The sequence below is a fragment of the Salinibacterium sp. UTAS2018 genome, assembly GCF_004118935.1.
Classification (GTDB): domain Bacteria; phylum Actinomycetota; class Actinomycetes; order Actinomycetales; family Microbacteriaceae; genus Rhodoglobus.
Map to the genome: position 1 here is coordinate 2,978,408 of NZ_CP035375.1, position 17,039 is coordinate 2,995,446.

The following is a 17,039-nucleotide window of genomic DNA, read 5'->3' on the forward strand; positions in this document are numbered from 1 at the left end:
ACCTGAATCATGTCTCATGTTTTCCACAGGTACTGCGATGTCGCTGGGTGCGGCTCCTAGACTGGTCGGGGCCTGCGCCGCCGCAGTCCTCCCCGACGAGAAGGATGCTTGTGTTCCCCACCACGTTCCCGGCCCCGATCATTCCTGCCGCCGACTCCGTACCCGCTCTGCGCTGGGGCATCATGGCTCCCGGTGGAATCGCCGCGACGTTCGCAGAAGCCGTGCAAGCACACACTGAGCAAAAGCTCGTTGCCGTGGCATCCCGCAGCCTCGACCGCGCCCAAGACTTTGCGAACACGTGGGGGATCGAGAAAGCCTACGGCGATTACGCCGAGTTGCTGGCCGACCCTGACATTGACGTGATCTACATCGCCGCGCAACAACACGTGCACCGCGATCTCGCGCTGCAGTCGATCGCCGCCGGAAAGCACATTCTGGTCGAGAAGCCCTTCGCGATGACCGGAGCCGAAGCCCGCGAGATAGTCGCAGCCGCCCGCGCCGCCGGGGTGTTCGCGATGGAAGCGATGTGGACTCGCTACCTTCCCCAAAGCTCAATTATCAGCCAGCTCATTGCCGACGGCACCTTCGGCGAGATCCACCTCGTCACCGCCGACCACGGCCAGCACATCCCGGAGGGCCATCGGGTTCGCTCGCTCGAGAGTGGGGGAGGGGCCCTGCTCGACCTCGGCATTTACCCGGTCGCCTTCGCATCGCAGATTTTGGGGGCGCCCACCGCCATCCATAACGTCGGTTCTCTCATCGAGAGTGGGGTGGATGCCCAATCCCTCCTTACACTCAGCTACGCGGGCGCGGCTCAGGCCCAGCTCAATACCACGCTGCTCGCGCGCACCCCCATCACGGCATCCGTCGCGGGAACCGATGCCCTACTCCAAGTGGGTAATGGCTTCTTCACGCCGACCTCCTTGACGCTCTCGAAGCCGGGCTTCGATGGCGAGTCCATTCATTGGAAAGACGAAACGGGCATTGTTGGCCACCGCGGGTTGAGCTATCAGGCCACGGCACTCGCCGGGTTCGTCGGCCAGGGGCTCACCGAGTCGCCAGTCCACTCGCTCGACGAAACCGTCGCCATCCTCGACACCATCGACAGCGCCCGTTGGCAGCTCGGCTACCGCTTCAACTCCGAACAATAAGGAAGTCGCGCGCGCCGGACGGTCGACGGCTATCGCCAGCTGCCGTCTGCGATTACGCTTCAAGGACGCAGAGGAAGGCCTGTACTCTGGGTAGTTTGCACTTCACGCGATCGGAGATCTTATGACCGCAGAATCAACTTTGCCTGCAGAGGCAGAATTGCCTGATCGGCCAACAGCAACGCGGATGCTCGCCCCCTGGGTGTTTTGGCCGGCCGCCGGCCTTATCATCGCGATCACCGCATTCTCGATCATCGCGCCAGACCTGGCGAATGCAGTATTCAACAGCCTGCAGTCGAGCGTCATCAACTCGTTCAGCTGGTACTACGTGCTCATCGCCGCATTCTTTGTTGCCTTTGCGCTTTACCTAGGATTCAGCCGTTACGGCGATATCAAGCTCGGCAAGGACGACGACGAACCCGAGTTCTCCATGATCGCGTGGATCTCTTTCCTCTTCGCTGCGGGCATGGGTATCGGTCTCGTTTTCTACGGCGTCGCCGAGCCTCTTAGCCACTTCTCTAATCCTCGTCCCGGTGTCACCGGCACCGAGATTGAGCTTGCTCAGCAGGCTATGAGCCAAACGTTCCTCCATTGGGGTGTGCACGCTTGGGCCATCTACGTGGTCGTCGGCCTCGCGCTGGCCTATGCCATTCACCGCCGTGGCCGCCCTATCTCCATCCGCTGGACGCTTGAGCCGCTGCTCGGCAAGCGAGTTCGTGGCGGCTGGGGCAACCTCATCGACGTCATCGCTCTCGTCGGCACAGTATTCGGTGTTGCCACGTCTCTCGGTCTCGGTGTTCTTCAGATTTCTGCTGGGCTCGAAAAGACGGGTATCGCTGAGTCGAACCTCACCACACAGATCGCTGTCATCGTTGTAATCGTTGGCTTCACCATTATGTCGCTGGTCTCCGGCATCGGTCGCGGCATGAAGTGGCTGTCGACGACCAACCTGCTTCTTGCGGCTGCACTCCTGATCTTCCTGCTCATCGTCGGGCCGACGGCGTTCCTCTTCCGTGACTTCGTGCAGTCAATGGGTAACTATCTGCAGGGCTTCATCGGCCTGAGCTTCAACGTCAGCGCCTACGCGGGCGAAGCGGGCGAACAGTGGCAGGCTGGCTGGACCACCTTCTACTGGGGCTGGTGGATGTCGTGGGCCCCGTTTGTTGGCGTCTTCATTGCCCGTGTGTCCAAGGGCCGTACCGTGCGCGAGTTCGTGGGTGGCGTCATGCTCGTCCCCACCGTTCTCACGTTCCTCTGGTTCAGTGTTCTGGGCGGCAACGCGATCTACCGCGAGCTTTACGGCCAGGGCGGCCTTGTTGCCGCTGATGGATCGGTGGATGCCGACTCGGCGCTCTTCGATCTGCTGGCCGGTCTCCCCGCCGGTACCGCTCTCACATTCGGTGCCATCCTCCTGATCGGCATCTTCTTCGTCACCTCCGCAGACTCGGGCGCGCTCGTGATGTCGATGATAGCGACGGGTGGCTCGGCTGAACCTCTGAAGCGCATCCGCGTCTTCTTCGCTTTGCTGGCATCGTTCTTGGCCATTGCACTCTTGGTCACGGGTGGTCTCCAGACCTTGCAAACCGCGGCCATCCTTTCCGCGTTGCCGTTCAGCGTCGTGATGCTCATGATCTGTGCCGCGACAATCACAGCGTTCAGCCGTGAACGGCGAGCCTACGAGCGAGCCCAGCGTGCTCAGTTCGTTGACCAGATCGGTACCTTCTACGGCCTCGAGGTCGAAGAACCGCTCTTGCGCGAGACCGTCCACCCGCTGCGGGCTGCTCTCGATCGTCTCCGTAAGAAGGCGGCGAAGAACGGTGGCGGACTTTCGCAGGTCACCGAAGACGCCATTCTGGCCGACACCGGTCTCCGTTCACCCGACAACATCGCTCAGGCCGACGCGATCGTTGAGGACGAGGTGGAGACTCTGCAGGCACTCCAGGCTGAGCTGCAGGCCAATCAGAAGCGCGAGCGCGACAAGCCTTCCGAATAGTGGGTCACGGGCGGCCGGAACTGAATCCGGCCGCTCGGGTGCTCGCTGTGGAAAGTCTTCACGCCCATTTGTGTTTCGCTCAATGATTGCAGAGTGAAATCAACTCAATTGCTTCTGAAGAGCGGGCTTACCCGAGGCACCCGAACGCTCACGTCAGAACGAGGAGACGTGCCGGGCTGGGTGCTGATTACATTGATGACCGCAGGTTTGGTCATCATCATCTGGGGCCTCGCTGGCCCCGCACTCAGCTCGGTTTTCGAACAGGCTATTGATCGCGTCACCGGTTTCTAATGCCAGCGCGGTGGCGCGAACGTGTGCGTCGGTGGCGTGAGCGCTCTCATCAGCTTCGCGCCGATCAGTCTGGCTCTGCCGTAGTTGAGTTCGTCCTCGTCTCAGCGCTGCTGACGGTACTGACGCTCAGCGTTATTCAACTCGCTCTTGCCCTCCACATCCGAAACACGGTTCTGGATGCCGCGGCGGAGGGTGCGCGCTATGCCTCCCTTGCCGACACCTCGTTGGGTGATGGCGTGATTCGTACTCGTGACCTCATCTCCACGGCTCTATCTCCCGGCTATGCGTCGGATGTCAGCGCTGCGACCACGACGCACCTAGGGCAGCCCGCTGTCGTCATCACCGTCAACGCTCCGCTGCCGCTTATCGGTTTGGTCGGTATCAAGAACGGGCTGGAGGTGTCAGCCCATGCGGCTATCGAACAGGTTCGCTAGCGAACGCGGCTCGGCTTCGCTCGAGTTCATCACGGTGGGCTTGGTGATGCTGGTGCCGCTCGTGTACCTCGTGCTCACGATGGCGTCGATTCAAGCCGGGGCGCTCGCTGCGGAGGGTGCGGCGCGTCAAGCCGCGCGCGTCTTCGTTCAGTCCGACTCTGTGGAGCAAGCGAATGCTGCGGCATCGAGTGCCGTGCAGTTCGCGCTCGATAATCACGGTGTCGATGCCGCCAATGCCGCGGTGACGATCACATGTACGCCTGACCCCTCAGATTGCCTCGCTCGCAGAAGCCTCGTCACCGTACAGGTTGCGATCGCGGTTGATCTTCCGCTGGCCCCGCCCGTGCTCTCCGGCCACTTTCCGCTCCAAGTGCCGCTGGATGCCGCGGCTACCCAGCAAGTGTCGCAGTTTGCGGGGTCACGCTAGTGGGTACTTCGCAACGCATGCGCGATGATGACGGTTCGGCGCTCGTGCTCACCATTTTCTACGGGTTTCTGTCGCTCGTTCTCATCTTTCTGGTGGTGGCGGCCACGTCGCTTTATCTCGAGCGCAAGCGTCTGTTCACTCTTGCAGACGGCGCGGCTCTCGTTGGTGCAGAGTCCTACGACCTCGACGATGTCATTCGTACGCCGCAGGGCTTTCGGCCGCAACTGGAGCCCGAAAAGGTGGCCGATGCCGTCGCAGAATACGTGAGCGCGGCCCCGACTTCTGAGTTCGAGGGACTCAGTGTCGACGAAGCGACGAGCGCCGACGGCTCCGGCGCGACGGTGTCGCTCTCGGCCTATTGGCGGCCACCATTCATCTCGCTGCTGGTCTCCGAGGGCTTGCGCATCGAAGTGAGTGCGAACGCGCGCTCGATCTTTTCGTAGCTTCGAGCGGCCCAGCCCGCGCCGGGTTTACACACGGCCCGCACAAGACTGACACCCACACCCCGTCCAGCGAACAGTGAGCTTGGATCCGTAGCGTTAGTAGAGCATCCCTGCGGATGCACCATCGAAGCAAAGGAGTTAGCTATGAAACGTGTCGCTATTGTCGGGGGCCACGGCAAGATCGCCCTGAGCCTGGCCGAGCTTCTCACCTCACGCGGACACCACGTGCACTCACTCATCCGCAAGCCGGAGCAAGAGGCCGACATCAGTGCCACCGGTGCAATGCCGGTCATCGCCGATGTCGAACAGTTGAGTGCCGAAGAATTGTCCGAAATTTTCACCGGTCACGATGCGGTTGTCTTCTCTGCGGGCGCCGGCGGCGGTAGCCCCGAGCGTACCTATTCGGTCGACCGCGATGCGGCGATCCGAACCATGGATGCAGCAGCGCACGCTGGAGTTATGCGGTACGTCATGGTTTCTTACAAGGGTGCCGGCCTCGACCACGGCGTTCCCGAAGACAATGACTTCTTCGCCTATGCCCAGGCGAAGGCTGAGGCGGATGACCACCTTCGTAAAGGCCCGCTGCACTACACAATCGTCGGTCCCGGTTCGCTCTCGAGCGAGCCCGCGTCGGGCACGATCGGCCTCGGCGATGATGCGAACGACGAGAACACCAGTCGAGAGAATGTGGCGCGCGTGCTCGCTGACGTCATCGATGCCGACAACACCATCGGTCAGACCATCGAATTCACCAACGGCCCGACACAGATTTCTGAGGCTATCGCCGCTATTCGCTAGCGTGCGGAATGAAGAGTGATCCCACTCCCAGCGCGATCAAAGCTACGCCGCCGGTCGCGCTGAGGGTGGTGATTCTCTGAGGGGAACGTGCGAACCAATCGCGCGCAAACCCTGCGGCAATTGCCCACGACGTATCCGTCACCACGGCAATTGCCATGAACAGTAGGCCGAGCACCAGCAGCTGAAGCTGCACTCCGCCGGCTCCGAAACTCACGAACTGCGGCAGCACCGCCACGAAGAACACGGTCGCTTTCGGGTTGGTGATGCCGACGACAAACCCTTGGCTGAAGATCCGCCAGCGCGAACGCACGCGGGGAGCCGCGGCATCCGTAGCGGTGTGATCCTTACGGTGGCGAATAGCTTGCACGCCCAAATAGATCAGGTAGGCGGCGCCCAAGTATTTGACGATCGTGAAGGCGATCACTGACTGGGCTATAACGGTGCCGACGCCAAAGGCAACAGCGAACACGAGCACGACGCCGCCGGTGGCGTTGCCCAGCGAGCTGATAATGCCGCCCATTTTTCCCAGCGAGAGCGATCGTCCGATGAGAAACAGCACGCTCGGGCCGGGGATCAGAATGATCGGTAGTGCCACCAGCACGAACGCGATGAGGTTGCTGGTGGAGATAGCGGTCACGTCGGTTACCGCTGAGGCTTCTGGATGTAGCGGGGCACGTAACGCAGCATGATGCCGGCGCCGACGAGGCCAAGAATTCCAATCGCTCCGGCCGCGACCGAGATCGATGCAACTGCCGTGAGCCCCGCGATCAGCAGCGGCGATGCTGCCTGGCCGACGCCGCCCGTGAAGCGCCAGGCGCCCAAGAACGGAGCAGGGTTGGCAGGGGGAGCGAGGTCCGCGCCGAGCGTCATCAGAATTCCACTACCGAGGCCGTTAGCGAGCGACAGGAACATCGCGGCGAAGATGAACCACGCGGTGTTCGCACTCACGTCATGAGTGACGGAGAGCACGAGGTGGCCGAGTCCGAGCCCGACGAGCGAGGGCACCGCTGTCCAGAGGCGCCCGAAGCGGTCCATGATTTGGCCGCCGGTATAGAACAAAGCGAAATCCACAGCGCCAGCGATACCGATGATGATGGCGGTGTTGGTATCGGCCAGGCCGATGCTCACGGCCCAGAGCGGCAAGATCACTTGGCGGCTCGCGCGCATCGCGCCGATCACGGCGGCACCGAGCCCGAGGCGGGAGAGCAGCGCACGGTTACGGTGCACGGTAGCGAAGAGGCCGTGCGATTCCTTTTCGACGAGCGCCTCTCCATCCCTCAGGGTGCGGTTATTGACGCGCGAGGTGTGCACCGCGCCAAAGGTCGTCGCGGGGTCGGGCAGTAAGAGCAGCACAGCCGCGGCGGCGATAGCGGCGACGACATGAATCCAGAATGCGGCAAAGACTGTGCCAGTGAGATGGATGACACCGGCCGAAATGAACGGACCGATAAAGACGCCCAGGCGGAAGGTCCCGCCCAGCGTAGAGAGCGCACGAGCACGATAGGCAACCGGAACGAAGCTCGTCAAAAAGGCGTGCCGCGCCAGTGCGAACACTGCGGCGGCGAGGCCGAGCAGCAGCACTCCGAAGCCGAGCGCCACGGGATTGGGCGAGAGAATCGCGATTACGACTCCGATGATCGAGAGAGCACTCGCGCCGATCATGGCCGGGCGTTCGCCGACGCGGGAGATGAGCCATCCGCTCGGGATATTACCGAACAGTTCGCCAATCGTCAGCACTGCTGCGACCAAACCGGCGATCGCGAGAGTGGCTCCGAGGTTATCCGCGGCAATCGGAATCAGCGGAATAATCGCGCCTTCACCGATAGAGAACAGCAGTGTCGGCAAAAGAACGGGCAGGCCGATCGAACGCCAGCTGAAAGGTTGTTCTGTAGTGCTCATCGCCCTCAATCGTAGGGTGTGAGCGAGCATCTCCGAGCATCGCTCGCACCCGTGGAACCGTGTGCCGTGCAGTCTTCGCGGGTAGTCTGGTGAGTGACATGGATGAACTGGACTTTTCTGACGACATCGCAGGCTTGCGTTCCACTTTTGAGGATATCCGCCAGGTGGTCGACCCCGACCGGCTCGAGTCGGAGATTGCGCGCTTGAGTGAAGCCGCCGGTGCCCCCGATCTGTGGGATGACACCGACAAGGCGCAAAAGGTCACGAGTGACCTCAGCCATCGTCAGGCCGAGCTCGCAAAAATCAACTCCATCTCCAACCGCCTCGACGACCTCGAGATCATGGTCGAGCTCGCGAATGAAGAAAGCGACGAGCAGGCTGCGGCGGATGCTCGTACTGAGCTCGCTGGCATCCGCAAGACTCTCGGCGACCTCGAGGTGCAGACTCTCTTGAACGGCGAGTTCGACCAGCGGCCCGCCGTCATCACTATTCGGGCTGGCGCCGGAGGCGTCGATGCCGCCGACTTCGCCGACATGCTCTTTCGTATGTATCTGCGCTACGCCGAGCAGCATTCCTACCCGACGCGCGTGCTCGACACGAGCTACGCCGAAGAAGCGGGTATCAAGTCGGCAACCTTCGAGGTCGATGCTCCGTTCGCGTTCGGAACCCTCAGCGTCGAAGCCGGCACGCATCGTCTCGTGCGCATGAGCCCCTTCAACTCGGCGGGCAAGCGCCAGACCAGCTTCGCGGCGGTCGAGGTGGTTCCCCTTATTGAGACGACGGATGTCGTTGAGGTTCCCGAGAACGACATCCGTGTCGATGTCTTCCGCTCTTCCGGTCCCGGTGGTCAGTCGGTTAACACCACGGACTCTGCGGTACGCATTACTCATTTGCCCACGGGCATCGTGGTGAGCTGCCAGAACGAGAAGAGCCAGATTCAAAACCGTGCCGCTGCAATGCGTGTGTTGCAGTCGCGGTTGCTTCTCTTGCAGCGTGAGCAAGAGGCTGCCACGAAGAAGGAAATCGCGGGTGTCATCACCGCGAGCTGGGGCGACCAGATGCGCAGCTACGTGTTGGCGCCCTACCAAATGGTGAAGGATCTCCGTACCGACTATGAGGTCAACAATCCGTCGAATGTATTCGATGGCGATCTCGATGGCTTCATCTCGGCGGGAATCAAATGGCGCAAACGCGTCATCGAATAGCCGATCGCGCTCGTCAGCTGTGCCCTGAACTGGGCCACCCTGTGAGTACGGGTGTGCGGTGCGTCGCTGCCGCGTTCTGGGGCACCGCTCCTTAGGCTGGCTCCAAATGATTCGTTTTGATTCTGTTTCGAAGTCGTATCCGGGCACGACACGACCGGCGCTGAGCTCTGTTGACCTTGAGATCCTCAAGGGCGAGTTCGTGTTTCTTGTTGGCGCATCGGGCTCTGGTAAGTCGAGTTTTCTGCGCTTGATCCTCAAAGAGGAGAACCCGTCGAAGGGTTCCATCCACGTGCTTGGCCAACACTTGAACACTCTGTCGAGCCGCAAAGTGCCGTACTTCCGCCGCAATTTGGGCGTCGTCTTCCAAGACTTCCGACTGCTGCCGAACAAGACGGTCTTCGACAATGTTGCTTTCACTCTGCAAGTAATTGGCAAGAGCCGGGGGTTCATTCAAGAGGCTGTTCCGGATGCTCTGAAAATGGTCGGTCTCGCCGGCAAGTCGAATCGCTTCCCCCACGAGCTTTCGGGTGGTGAGCAGCAGCGCGTGGCGATCGCCCGTGCGGTCGTCAATAAGCCCGCCATTATGCTTGCCGATGAGCCAACAGGAAACCTTGACCCCGCGACGTCAGCGGGCATCATGACGCTTCTCGAGCGGATCAACCTGGGCGGCACCACCGTGCTGATGGCGACCCACGATGCCGGCATCGTTGACCAGATGAAGCGCCGTGTAATTGAGCTCATCGGTGGTCAAATCGTGCGCGACGAGCTTCAGGGCGGCTACCAGACGCAGACGGTTCCGACCCAGGGGCGAATGCCGCATTCCATGGCCAGCGCGCCATCGTCGGCAACGGCAACGGCAACGGCAACGGCAACGGCAACACAGGCTCCGCTGCAGCGACCGGCCGCGCAGTCGTCGACGACCGGTGAGGGGCTCGACGCATGAGGCTCGGTCTGATTCTCGGAGAGGTCGGAAGCGGTCTTCGTCGCAACCTCTCGATGGTGGTCTCTGTTGTTCTCGTGACCTTCATTTCGCTGACTTTTGTCGGCGCATCCATTCTTTTGCAGATGCAGATCGGTCAGATGAAGGGGTACTGGTACGACCGGGCGCAAGTCGCGGTGTACATGTGCACCGATATCGACACCACAGGCAACTGCACCTTGGCCGAAGCTACGGAAGATCAAATTGCCGCGGTCAAGCAGCAGCTCGATTCTCCAACGCTCGCGCCGTACATCAACGAAGTAGAGTTCGAGACTCACGAGCAGGCCTACGAAAACTTCAAAGAACAGTTCGCCGACACGACCTTCGAAGGCATCATCACGCCGGAGTCGTTGAATGAAAGCTTCCGCGTGAACCTTGTTGACCCAGAACAGGCTGACGTGCTCATCGAGAGCCTCTCGGGATTGGCGGGTGTCGAGAGCGTGGAAGATCAGCGCGCCTACCTCGAGCCCATTTTTGCCATTCTGAACGCGGCCAGTTACACCGCGATTGGGGTCGCTGGGCTGATGCTCGTCGCCGCTGTATTGCTCATCGCCACCACCATTCGACTCAGCGCCTTCTCTCGCCGGCGAGAGCTCGGAATCATGAGGCTTGTGGGGGCGTCGAACCGGTTCATCCAAACACCGTTCATCCTTGAGGGGGTGTTCGCGTCATTGATCGGTTCTGTTCTTGCCGGTGGCGCCATCGTAGCGATCGTGCAGTTCTTCGTTCGCGGCTACTTGGCGAGCACCTTGCCTGTAAACACCAGCCTATTGGGGATGGAAGAGGCCCTATTGGTAGTGCCGATTCTTATAGCAGCGGGTGCAGGGTTGGCGGCAATCTCAGCGGGCGTCGCCATTAGCCGTTACCTGAAGGTATAAGCCGCTTCCTCAGGGTGTAGCCCTTGCCGCACTCTCGCGCTAAGCTGGTCTGCTGCACTGTTGGCATTCGCCGCGGTTGCGTGGCATCCCGTATTTGAGAGAGAAGTGAACCATGCCCAAGGAAAGTGAGCGGAAGGTTGTCGCCAGCAACCGCAAGGCCCGCCACGATTACAGCATCGAAGACACCTATGAGGCCGGTCTTGTGCTGTCGGGCTCGGAGGTCAAGTCTTTGCGGTTGGGGCGCGCGAGTCTCATCGATGGCTATGGCTTCATCGATGACCATTCAGAAGCGTGGTTGGATGCCGTACACATTCCAGAGTTCTTTCAGGCGTCGTGGACTAATCACCCTCCGCGTCGCAAGCGCAAAATGTTGCTGCACAAAGAGCAGATTCTGAAGATCCATAACAAGATCAAACAGGGCGGGTACACGCTCGTTCCGCTTTCCATCTACTTCTTGGACGGCCGCGCCAAGGTAGAACTCGCTGTTGCCAAGGGCAAGCGAGAGTACGACAAGCGCCAGACGCTTCGCGAGCGTCAAGATAAGCGCGAATCAGACCGTGCGATGGCCGCGCGTAAGAACATGGGGGAGTAACGAGAGCCTTCTCGTTCTCCGGCGCGTGCGCCTAACTCGCGTGGAAGCGAGCTTCGACGCTCGCCGCTACCGAGATATTTTCCGGGTTGAGTGCCAGGGGGCCTCCTGCGGCGGGGGCGACCATCATGCGAGCGGAGGCCTGCGTTGCGCCGCCGCTATGTTCGGAGCCTGAGCCAACGTCGGCAAGCATTCCGGGATCCGCGATCGCGGTCGTGGTGACTTCGGAGAGCCCCACGCTTTCGGCGTACTCCCGCGCCTTGGTATAGGCGTCGATGACAGCAAGGTGCCGTGCTTCGGCACGCGCTTCGCGAGTGGCTTCGTCGGTGAGCTCCCACTCAACGAGCGCAACCGTAGTGTGGTCAACCGCGCTGACGTACTCAATAAACATCGCGAGCGCTTCGAAGTCGCGAAAGCGCGCGATGTAGCCGATCGTGGCGGAGTACACCAAGGGGAGTTGCTCACCGGCACTGTTCCAGGGGCGCTGAGAGGTCACGCGAACGGTGTCTGACGACCATCGCGTGACGGCACCATCGTTCGAGGCGAGCTGAGTGAGAAGGGCATGAACCCGGCCCGACGACTGCATGGCAGCATCGAACACTTCACTCCGGTCGGGGCCATCAATGGCCACCGAAAGGTGCACGATGCCGCGTTCGGCAGGGTGCCACGACTCATGCTCACCTCGAACGGTGATGACAAGAGGCATCGCTAGATAGCGCCGAGCTCTGCCAGCTTCGTCTTCAAGTCGTTATCGCTCGGCTCGACCTGGAAGGTTCCGTCAGTGAAGTGCACGACAGGGATGTTGAGGCGACCGCTGATGGCATGTGCGCGATCGGCAGCCGTCGGGTCTTTTTCGACGTCAACCTTTTCCCACTCGACGTCGAGCGAGTTGAGAAGCGCCTCGGAGCGGCGGCAATCGCGGCACCAGTCTGCTCCATACATGGTTACTTTGGCGGGGTTAGCTGTGGTTGATTCACTCATCCTCCCAACCTAGTTCTCGCCGACTGGATGTGGGCGGTACGTTCGCTGGCAGCGTTCGCCGTGGCCATACAACGGCCTTTCCCGTCGCTTCTCGCTGCGCTTGTGCGCAACGGGCTGGTTTGTCTCAGGTTTCTGACCTATCATTGAGGGCTGCGCATTCGTGAGCAGTATTGATAACTCCACAGCGCGACAACGACCCACACAGGGGGATGATCGGTTTCGACATTGCCTGCAAAACTGTGAGAAGCGGGTCGAGAATGCAGCCTTATCTCGTTAACGATGACTGCAAACTATAAGTGCCAATTCAAAGCGCACTGACTTCGCCCTCGCTGCCTAAGCGAGCGCACTAAAGAAGTCCGTCAGACCGGGAATGCTCTCTACTCGGATCCTGGCGCAATTTAGAGAGATTGCTGCGTAGTTACGCCTGAGGGCTACGTGGGACTTAAACTCTGGCTGGGCTCGTTGACCTAGGTGCTTGTGGCAAAGGTCAGAGCCGAGTAGAACGTCTGCACAAGATACACCCGTAGAAGGCATGGAATTACAGCAGTGGACGGGGGTTCAATTCCCCCCATCTCCACCACCGGTCGTTGTCGCGTTGTGAGAGCTCCTCGCCAGCAGGTTAGCCCTGCAGGTGGAAGCTTCCATCAACGAATCACTCTGTGCGGTACTGCGGTGCGGTCTTGGTTGAGTTCATGCGCTCGGCGCCCTGAGACGGCGTCACGGTGAAGGTGGCGGGCTCGCCGTACCCTGCGTTGTCGAATGCTGCCACTACAGCAGCCTCTACCGTGGGCACCAGGGCGTGCGGCACGAGCGCGATTGCTGCTCCGCCGAAGCCGCCGCCGGTCATCCGGGCGCCAATCGCTCCGTTGTCGCGTGCCGTTTCGACAGCGAGGTCAAGTTCGGGAGTCGAAATCTCGAAGTCGTCGCGCATCGATATGTGAGAAGCGTCGAGGAGCGCACCGATGGCGAGTGGTCCTTCAGCACCCAGAACGCGCACGGTGTCGAGCACGCGCTGATTCTCGGTCACGACGTGGCGCACCCGGCGGAAGGTGACGTCGTCGAGCAGTTCGCGCGCGCGGTCTAGATCGCCGACGCTGACGTCGCGTAGAGAGGAAGTCCCCATTGCTGCAGCTCCCGCTTCGCACGCGGCGCGACGCTCAGAGTAGCCGCCAGTAGCGTGCGAGTGCGATACGCGCGTATCCATGACAAGGATGCTCAGTTCAGCCTTCGCCAGCCCGAGCGGCACGACCTGGGCTTCGAGCGAACGACAATCGAGGAACACGGCGGCGTCGGCAGCGCCAAGAAGTGACGCTGATTGATCCATGATTCCAGTCGGTGCTCCGACGACCTCATTTTCGGCGAGCTGCCCCACTTTGGCGAGCTTTTCGCGCGTGAAACCGAGGTTCCAGAGGTCGTTGAGCGCTAACGCGACCGAACTTTCAATGGCAGCGGATGACGAGAGCCCCGCACCAACGGGAACAGTGGAGTCGATCAGGATGTCCACGCCGGTCACGCTGCTCAGGTCAGCGCCGTGCCGGCCGAGCGCCCAGGCGACCCCGAGCGGGTACGCGCTCCAGCCCACGATCTCGCCGGCGGTGCGTGCGGCCTCCAGACCTGCGAGCGGAAACTCAACGGCGGCGTTGTCAAAGGTGCTCGTCACGCGGATTACACCATCAGTCCGCAGCCCGACAGCAGCCCGCGTTCTGCGATCGATCGCGAACGGCAGCACGAAGCCTTCGTTGTAGTCAGTGTGCTCACCGATGAGGTTCACGCGACCGGGGGCAGACCAGACGCCTTCGGGCGCGTGGCCCGTGAACTCGGTAAAGCGTGCGGTTAGTTCGTCAATGGTTGTGCTCATGCTCGTTCGATGGCCTTTCGGATGTTGTCGGCTGCAGCTTCTGGGGTGACGTCGGCGATCCACGCGCCCATCGCCGACTCAGATCCGGCAAGGTATTTGAGTTTGTCTGCCGCGCGTCGCGGCGAAGTCAATTGCAGGTGCAGGCGGAAGGTATCCCGCGCTTGGTTGATGGGAGCTTGGTGCCACGCCGCAATGTAGGGGGTAGGGGAGTCGTAAATGGCGTCGACTCCGCGAAGCAGTTTCAGGTACAGACTCGCGAGTTCGTCGCGCTCAGCTTCGGATGTTGCGGCGAAGTCCGGCACCTGCCGGTGCGGCATCATGTGGATCTCGATCGGCCAGCGGGCTGCGAAGGGCACGAATGCGGTCCAGTGCTCTCCGCTCAAGACGACGCGATCGCCGGCTCGTTCGAAGTCGAGGATGTCCTGAAACATCGTGGGCGACGTGCGCTGGATCGAATCGAGCGTGCGCTGGGTTTTGGGCGTGATGTATGGGTACGAGTAAATCTGGCCGTGTGGATGAAGCAACGTGACGCCGATTGCTTCGCCGCGGTTCTCGAACGGGAACACCTGCTGAACGCCGTCGAGGGCAGAAAGCGCTTCGGTGCGGTCGGCCCAAGCTTCGATCACAGTGCGGGCGCGACTTTCGGTTTGCGTACCGAACGACCCTTCGTGGTCGGGGCTGAAGCACACGACTTCGCAGCGTCCGATTGAACTGCGGGTGCGCCCGAGTCCGAGTTCTGCCAAGTCCTCGAGACCGTCGGGAGCATTCTCGCTTCCGGCAAGTGCCGGACCAAAAGAGGGTGAACGGTTCTCGAACACCGCGACGTCGTAGAGCGCGGGAACCTCAGAGGGGTTGCTCGCCGTTTGCGGCGCCAGCGGATCTTGATCGGCTGGCGGCAGAAAAACACGGTTTTGGCGCGCGGCCGCAATCGAAACCCATTCGCCGGTAAGGATGTCTTGGCGCATGGTCGCCGTCGCGGGGCGAGGGTCGAGAGTGCGGCTATCGACCGAGCGCTCGTCGCCGAGAGTGGTGTCGGCGTCATCAAAGTAAATGAGTTCGCGACCGTCGTTCAGGGTCGTCGGGCGCTTCGTAATTTTTGTCGTCATTCTGAGGCTCCCTCTTCGGCGCGCAGGCGGGCTTCCCAGGCGCTGCGAACCATTTCTTCGGCGGTGTGACGCATCTTCCAATCGAGGTCGCGCGCGGCAAGTTCGCCAGTGGCCACAATGCGGGGCGGGTCTCCAGCGCGGCGCGGCGCGATCTCGGGGGTGAAGTCGATTCCGGTCACGGATGCCACGGCCGTCATGATTTCGGCGACGGAGAGTCCGTCACCGCTTCCCAGGTTGTAGGCCGGTTCGATGCTGTCGTGCGCCTCGAGGCGACGAGCTGCGGCAACGTGGGCGGCAGCGATATCGGCGACGTGAACATAGTCACGCACGTTCGTTCCATCGGGGGTCGGGTAGTCGTCGCCATTGATCCGCGGCGTCTTGCCGGCAACGAGCGCTTCGAACACGAGCGGGAAAAGGTTGTGGGGGCTCGTGTCGTAGACCGCGGCATCCCCAGATCCAACAACGTTGAAGTAGCGAAGTGAGGTGTGGCGAAGGCCGGTAGCGACTTCTTGGTCGCGCAATAGCCATTCTCCGATGAGCTTCGACTCTCCATAAGGGGAGAGGGGGGCTTTCGCCGTGGCCTCGGTCACCACATCCACATCCGGGGTTCCGAACACGGCGGCGCTGGAGGAGAACACGATCTGTTCGACGTCGCACTCGACCATAGCTTCGAGTAAAGCAAGCGTTCCGGTCACGTTCTGGGAGTAAGTGTGAAGGGGGCGGTTCACGGAGACGCCCGCATATTTGAAGCCGGCCACATGGATGACACCAGTGACGTCATGCGTCTTCATCGCGTCGATGAGCGCTGTTTTGTCGAGGATGCTGGACTGCACGAGTGGCACGCCCTCGGGAACGAACTTCTGGAATCCGCTCGACAGGTCATCCACAATCACGGTCTTCATTCCCGCGTCGATGAGCGCGCGCACCACGTGTGCGCCGATATAGCCGGCACCGCCGGTCACCATCCAAGTCATCGTTATCCCTTGTGTCGAAGCAGAGGCGAAGCGGCGACTGCAGCTCTACACCCGTGATAGTTCAATAATATGATTATTGGGCACACGCGTCTACCGGCGGTGCTTGAACAGTGGATGTCGTGCCGCGGATGCTCACGCGCCACGCGCCGCGAATAGCTAACGACGAATAAGTCGAAGTTCCCGGATGTTCGGATTGAAGTCCATCTCCCGCACCATCCCATCGCGCATGAAACGGTTCTTGGCGTAAAAGGCGCGGGCGCGTGGGTTCTGCTCGAGTACCCACACGCTTGCCGGGGCACCGCCGAGCGCGGCGTCGATCAATGCTTGGCCGGCGCCAGTGCCGTGAGCGCTAGCCAAGACGTAAATCATCTTGAGCTCCTCGGCAGGCAAGTCCGGCTCGTCGCGATGGTGTTCAGCGTGTGCGAGGCCAACGATGGCGCCGTCTACTTCGGCGACAACCGAGGTGGTGTCGTGATCGGTGAGTATTTGGTTCCACAGGGCTTCCCGCCGAACACGGGCTTCGAGGCTCCAGGCCTGAATGGGGAAGAGGCCGGTATAACTCTCCTGCCAAGACTGCGTATGCACAGCGGCAAGCTCTTTAGCGTCGTCGAGTCGCGCGGCTCTCGTGGTGAAACTGGGCACCCCACTATCTTGGTGCACAGCGGGGGAGTCGCCGGTAAAAACACAGCTCCACCCCGGCCCCTATTCGAGCGACACGCCCGGGATGCGCATCGTGTTGGTGGGGCACTCAGAATGCACGTATTGTTCTTTCTAGTCACCCCAAAGGTGCGGAAAACGAAGTCAGCTTTTGCTGCTGAGTTTCCGGCCTCAAGTGGGGGCGAACATCCTCCAGTTTCTTTATGAAACTGGTCGAGTCAAATGCTGGTTTACCTCTTGCAGGTTGTGGCATCAGATCTTAGGATGAGTACCCGCTTCATGCGTGTGTCGGTTGGTTGTTTTGGTCTGTTTCAGTCCGGGATTGCTGGTTTGACAAACAGTCTGAAGCTGGTAAGTTAGACAGGTTGCCTCCCGCAGT

General features: G+C 61.0%; 19 protein-coding genes and 1 other RNA gene. 12 read left to right on the forward strand and 8 right to left on the reverse strand.

What is annotated here, in order from left to right:
• Positions 1-104: 104 nt before the first annotated feature.
• The 7 genes from ESZ53_RS14145 to ESZ53_RS14175 all read left to right on the forward strand — a co-directional run bounded on the left by ESZ53_RS14145 (position 105) and on the right by ESZ53_RS14175 (position 5,534).
• Entirely contained in the window at positions 105-1,151 is a 1,047-nt protein-coding gene (locus ESZ53_RS14145; protein WP_129073412.1) for a Gfo/Idh/MocA family protein, read from the forward strand.
• Between the two features lie 121 nt (positions 1,152-1,272).
• Positions 1,273-3,141 (forward strand): BCCT family transporter, encoded by a 1,869-nt coding sequence (locus ESZ53_RS14150; protein ID WP_129073413.1) that lies wholly within the window; start codon positions 1,273-1,275, stop codon positions 3,139-3,141.
• 108 nt (positions 3,142-3,249) lie between these two features.
• The gene (locus ESZ53_RS14155) at positions 3,250-3,432 is read left to right on the forward strand and encodes a hypothetical protein (RefSeq protein ID WP_231595638.1); all 183 of its coding nucleotides are present in this window, start codon (positions 3,250-3,252) and stop codon (positions 3,430-3,432) included.
• The gene (locus ESZ53_RS14160) at positions 3,432-3,866 is read left to right on the forward strand and encodes a TadE/TadG family type IV pilus assembly protein (protein WP_129073415.1); all 435 of its coding nucleotides are present in this window, start codon (positions 3,432-3,434) and stop codon (positions 3,864-3,866) included. The genes ESZ53_RS14155 and ESZ53_RS14160 overlap by 1 nt, the downstream gene beginning before the upstream one ends.
• Positions 3,841-4,293, forward strand: coding sequence for a hypothetical protein (locus ESZ53_RS14165; protein ID WP_129073416.1), 453 nt, complete (start codon positions 3,841-3,843; stop codon positions 4,291-4,293). The genes ESZ53_RS14160 and ESZ53_RS14165 overlap by 26 nt, the downstream gene beginning before the upstream one ends.
• The gene (locus tag ESZ53_RS14170; protein WP_246837332.1) at positions 4,293-4,736 is read left to right on the forward strand and encodes a Tad domain-containing protein; all 444 of its coding nucleotides are present in this window, start codon (positions 4,293-4,295) and stop codon (positions 4,734-4,736) included. Before ESZ53_RS14165 ends, ESZ53_RS14170 begins: the two co-directional genes overlap by 1 nt.
• 144 nt (positions 4,737-4,880) lie before the next feature.
• Positions 4,881-5,534 carry an SDR family oxidoreductase gene (locus ESZ53_RS14175; protein ID WP_129073417.1) on the forward strand — a complete coding sequence of 218 codons (654 nt, stop codon included), beginning with the start codon at positions 4,881-4,883 and terminating at the stop codon, positions 5,532-5,534.
• Here the strand turns inward: ESZ53_RS14175 and ESZ53_RS14180 are convergent.
• Both ESZ53_RS14180 and ESZ53_RS14185 read right to left on the reverse strand, forming a co-directional pair.
• The gene (locus tag ESZ53_RS14180; RefSeq protein ID WP_246837333.1) at positions 5,524-6,171 is read right to left on the reverse strand and encodes a LysE family translocator; all 648 of its coding nucleotides are present in this window, start codon (positions 6,169-6,171) and stop codon (positions 5,524-5,526) included. The genes ESZ53_RS14175 and ESZ53_RS14180 overlap by 11 nt on opposite strands.
• 5 nt (positions 6,172-6,176) lie before the next feature.
• Positions 6,177-7,433, reverse strand: a complete 1,257-nt coding sequence (locus ESZ53_RS14185) for an MFS transporter (protein ID WP_129073418.1) — start codon at positions 7,431-7,433, stop codon at positions 6,177-6,179.
• Between the two features lie 98 nt (positions 7,434-7,531).
• Here ESZ53_RS14185 and prfB point away from each other — a divergent pair, with 98 nt between their 5' ends.
• From prfB to smpB, 4 genes are all read left to right on the forward strand, one after another.
• Complete coding sequence (gene prfB / locus ESZ53_RS14190) at positions 7,532-8,638, forward strand: peptide chain release factor 2 (protein WP_129073419.1); 1,107 nt, start codon at positions 7,532-7,534, stop codon at positions 8,636-8,638.
• A 106-nt stretch (positions 8,639-8,744) separates the two neighbouring features.
• On the forward strand, positions 8,745-9,581 hold the full coding sequence (gene ftsE / locus ESZ53_RS14195) for a cell division ATP-binding protein FtsE (RefSeq protein WP_246837334.1): 837 nt from the start codon (positions 8,745-8,747) through the stop codon (positions 9,579-9,581).
• Positions 9,578-10,495: a permease-like cell division protein FtsX gene (gene ftsX / locus ESZ53_RS14200; protein ID WP_129073420.1), complete on the forward strand. Its 918-nt coding sequence runs from the start codon at positions 9,578-9,580 to the stop codon at positions 10,493-10,495. Before ftsE ends, ftsX begins: the two co-directional genes overlap by 4 nt.
• A gap of 112 nt (positions 10,496-10,607) precedes the next feature.
• Positions 10,608-11,087 (forward strand): SsrA-binding protein SmpB, encoded by a 480-nt coding sequence (gene smpB, locus ESZ53_RS14205; RefSeq protein WP_129073421.1) that lies wholly within the window; start codon positions 10,608-10,610, stop codon positions 11,085-11,087.
• Positions 11,088-11,118: 31 nt separating this feature from the next.
• Here smpB and ESZ53_RS14210 read toward each other — a convergent pair whose 3' ends face one another.
• On the reverse strand, positions 11,119-11,790 hold the full coding sequence (locus tag ESZ53_RS14210) for an SIMPL domain-containing protein (protein ID WP_129073422.1): 672 nt from the start codon (positions 11,788-11,790) through the stop codon (positions 11,119-11,121).
• Positions 11,791-11,792: 2 nt separating this feature from the next.
• Positions 11,793-12,065, reverse strand: coding sequence for a glutaredoxin domain-containing protein (locus ESZ53_RS14215; protein WP_129073423.1), 273 nt, complete (start codon positions 12,063-12,065; stop codon positions 11,793-11,795).
• 205 nt (positions 12,066-12,270) lie between these two features.
• Between ESZ53_RS14215 and ssrA the strand changes: the two genes are divergently transcribed.
• Positions 12,271-12,645: a transfer-messenger RNA gene (gene ssrA / locus ESZ53_RS14220) on the forward strand.
• A 72-nt stretch (positions 12,646-12,717) separates the two neighbouring features.
• Here ssrA and galK read toward each other — a convergent pair.
• The 4 genes from galK to ESZ53_RS14240 all read right to left on the reverse strand — a co-directional run bounded on the left by galK (position 12,718) and on the right by ESZ53_RS14240 (position 16,645).
• Positions 12,718-13,923, reverse strand: coding sequence for a galactokinase (gene galK / locus ESZ53_RS14225; RefSeq protein WP_129073424.1), 1,206 nt, complete (start codon positions 13,921-13,923; stop codon positions 12,718-12,720).
• Entirely contained in the window at positions 13,920-15,029 is a 1,110-nt protein-coding gene (gene galT / locus ESZ53_RS14230; protein ID WP_129073425.1) for a galactose-1-phosphate uridylyltransferase, read from the reverse strand. The genes galK and galT overlap by 4 nt, the downstream gene beginning before the upstream one ends.
• Entirely contained in the window at positions 15,026-16,003 is a 978-nt protein-coding gene (gene galE / locus ESZ53_RS14235) for a UDP-glucose 4-epimerase GalE (RefSeq protein WP_129073426.1), read from the reverse strand. The genes galT and galE overlap by 4 nt, the downstream gene beginning before the upstream one ends.
• A gap of 156 nt (positions 16,004-16,159) precedes the next feature.
• Positions 16,160-16,645 (reverse strand): GNAT family N-acetyltransferase, encoded by a 486-nt coding sequence (locus ESZ53_RS14240; RefSeq protein WP_129073427.1) that lies wholly within the window; start codon positions 16,643-16,645, stop codon positions 16,160-16,162.
• Positions 16,646-17,039 lie beyond the last annotated feature (394 nt).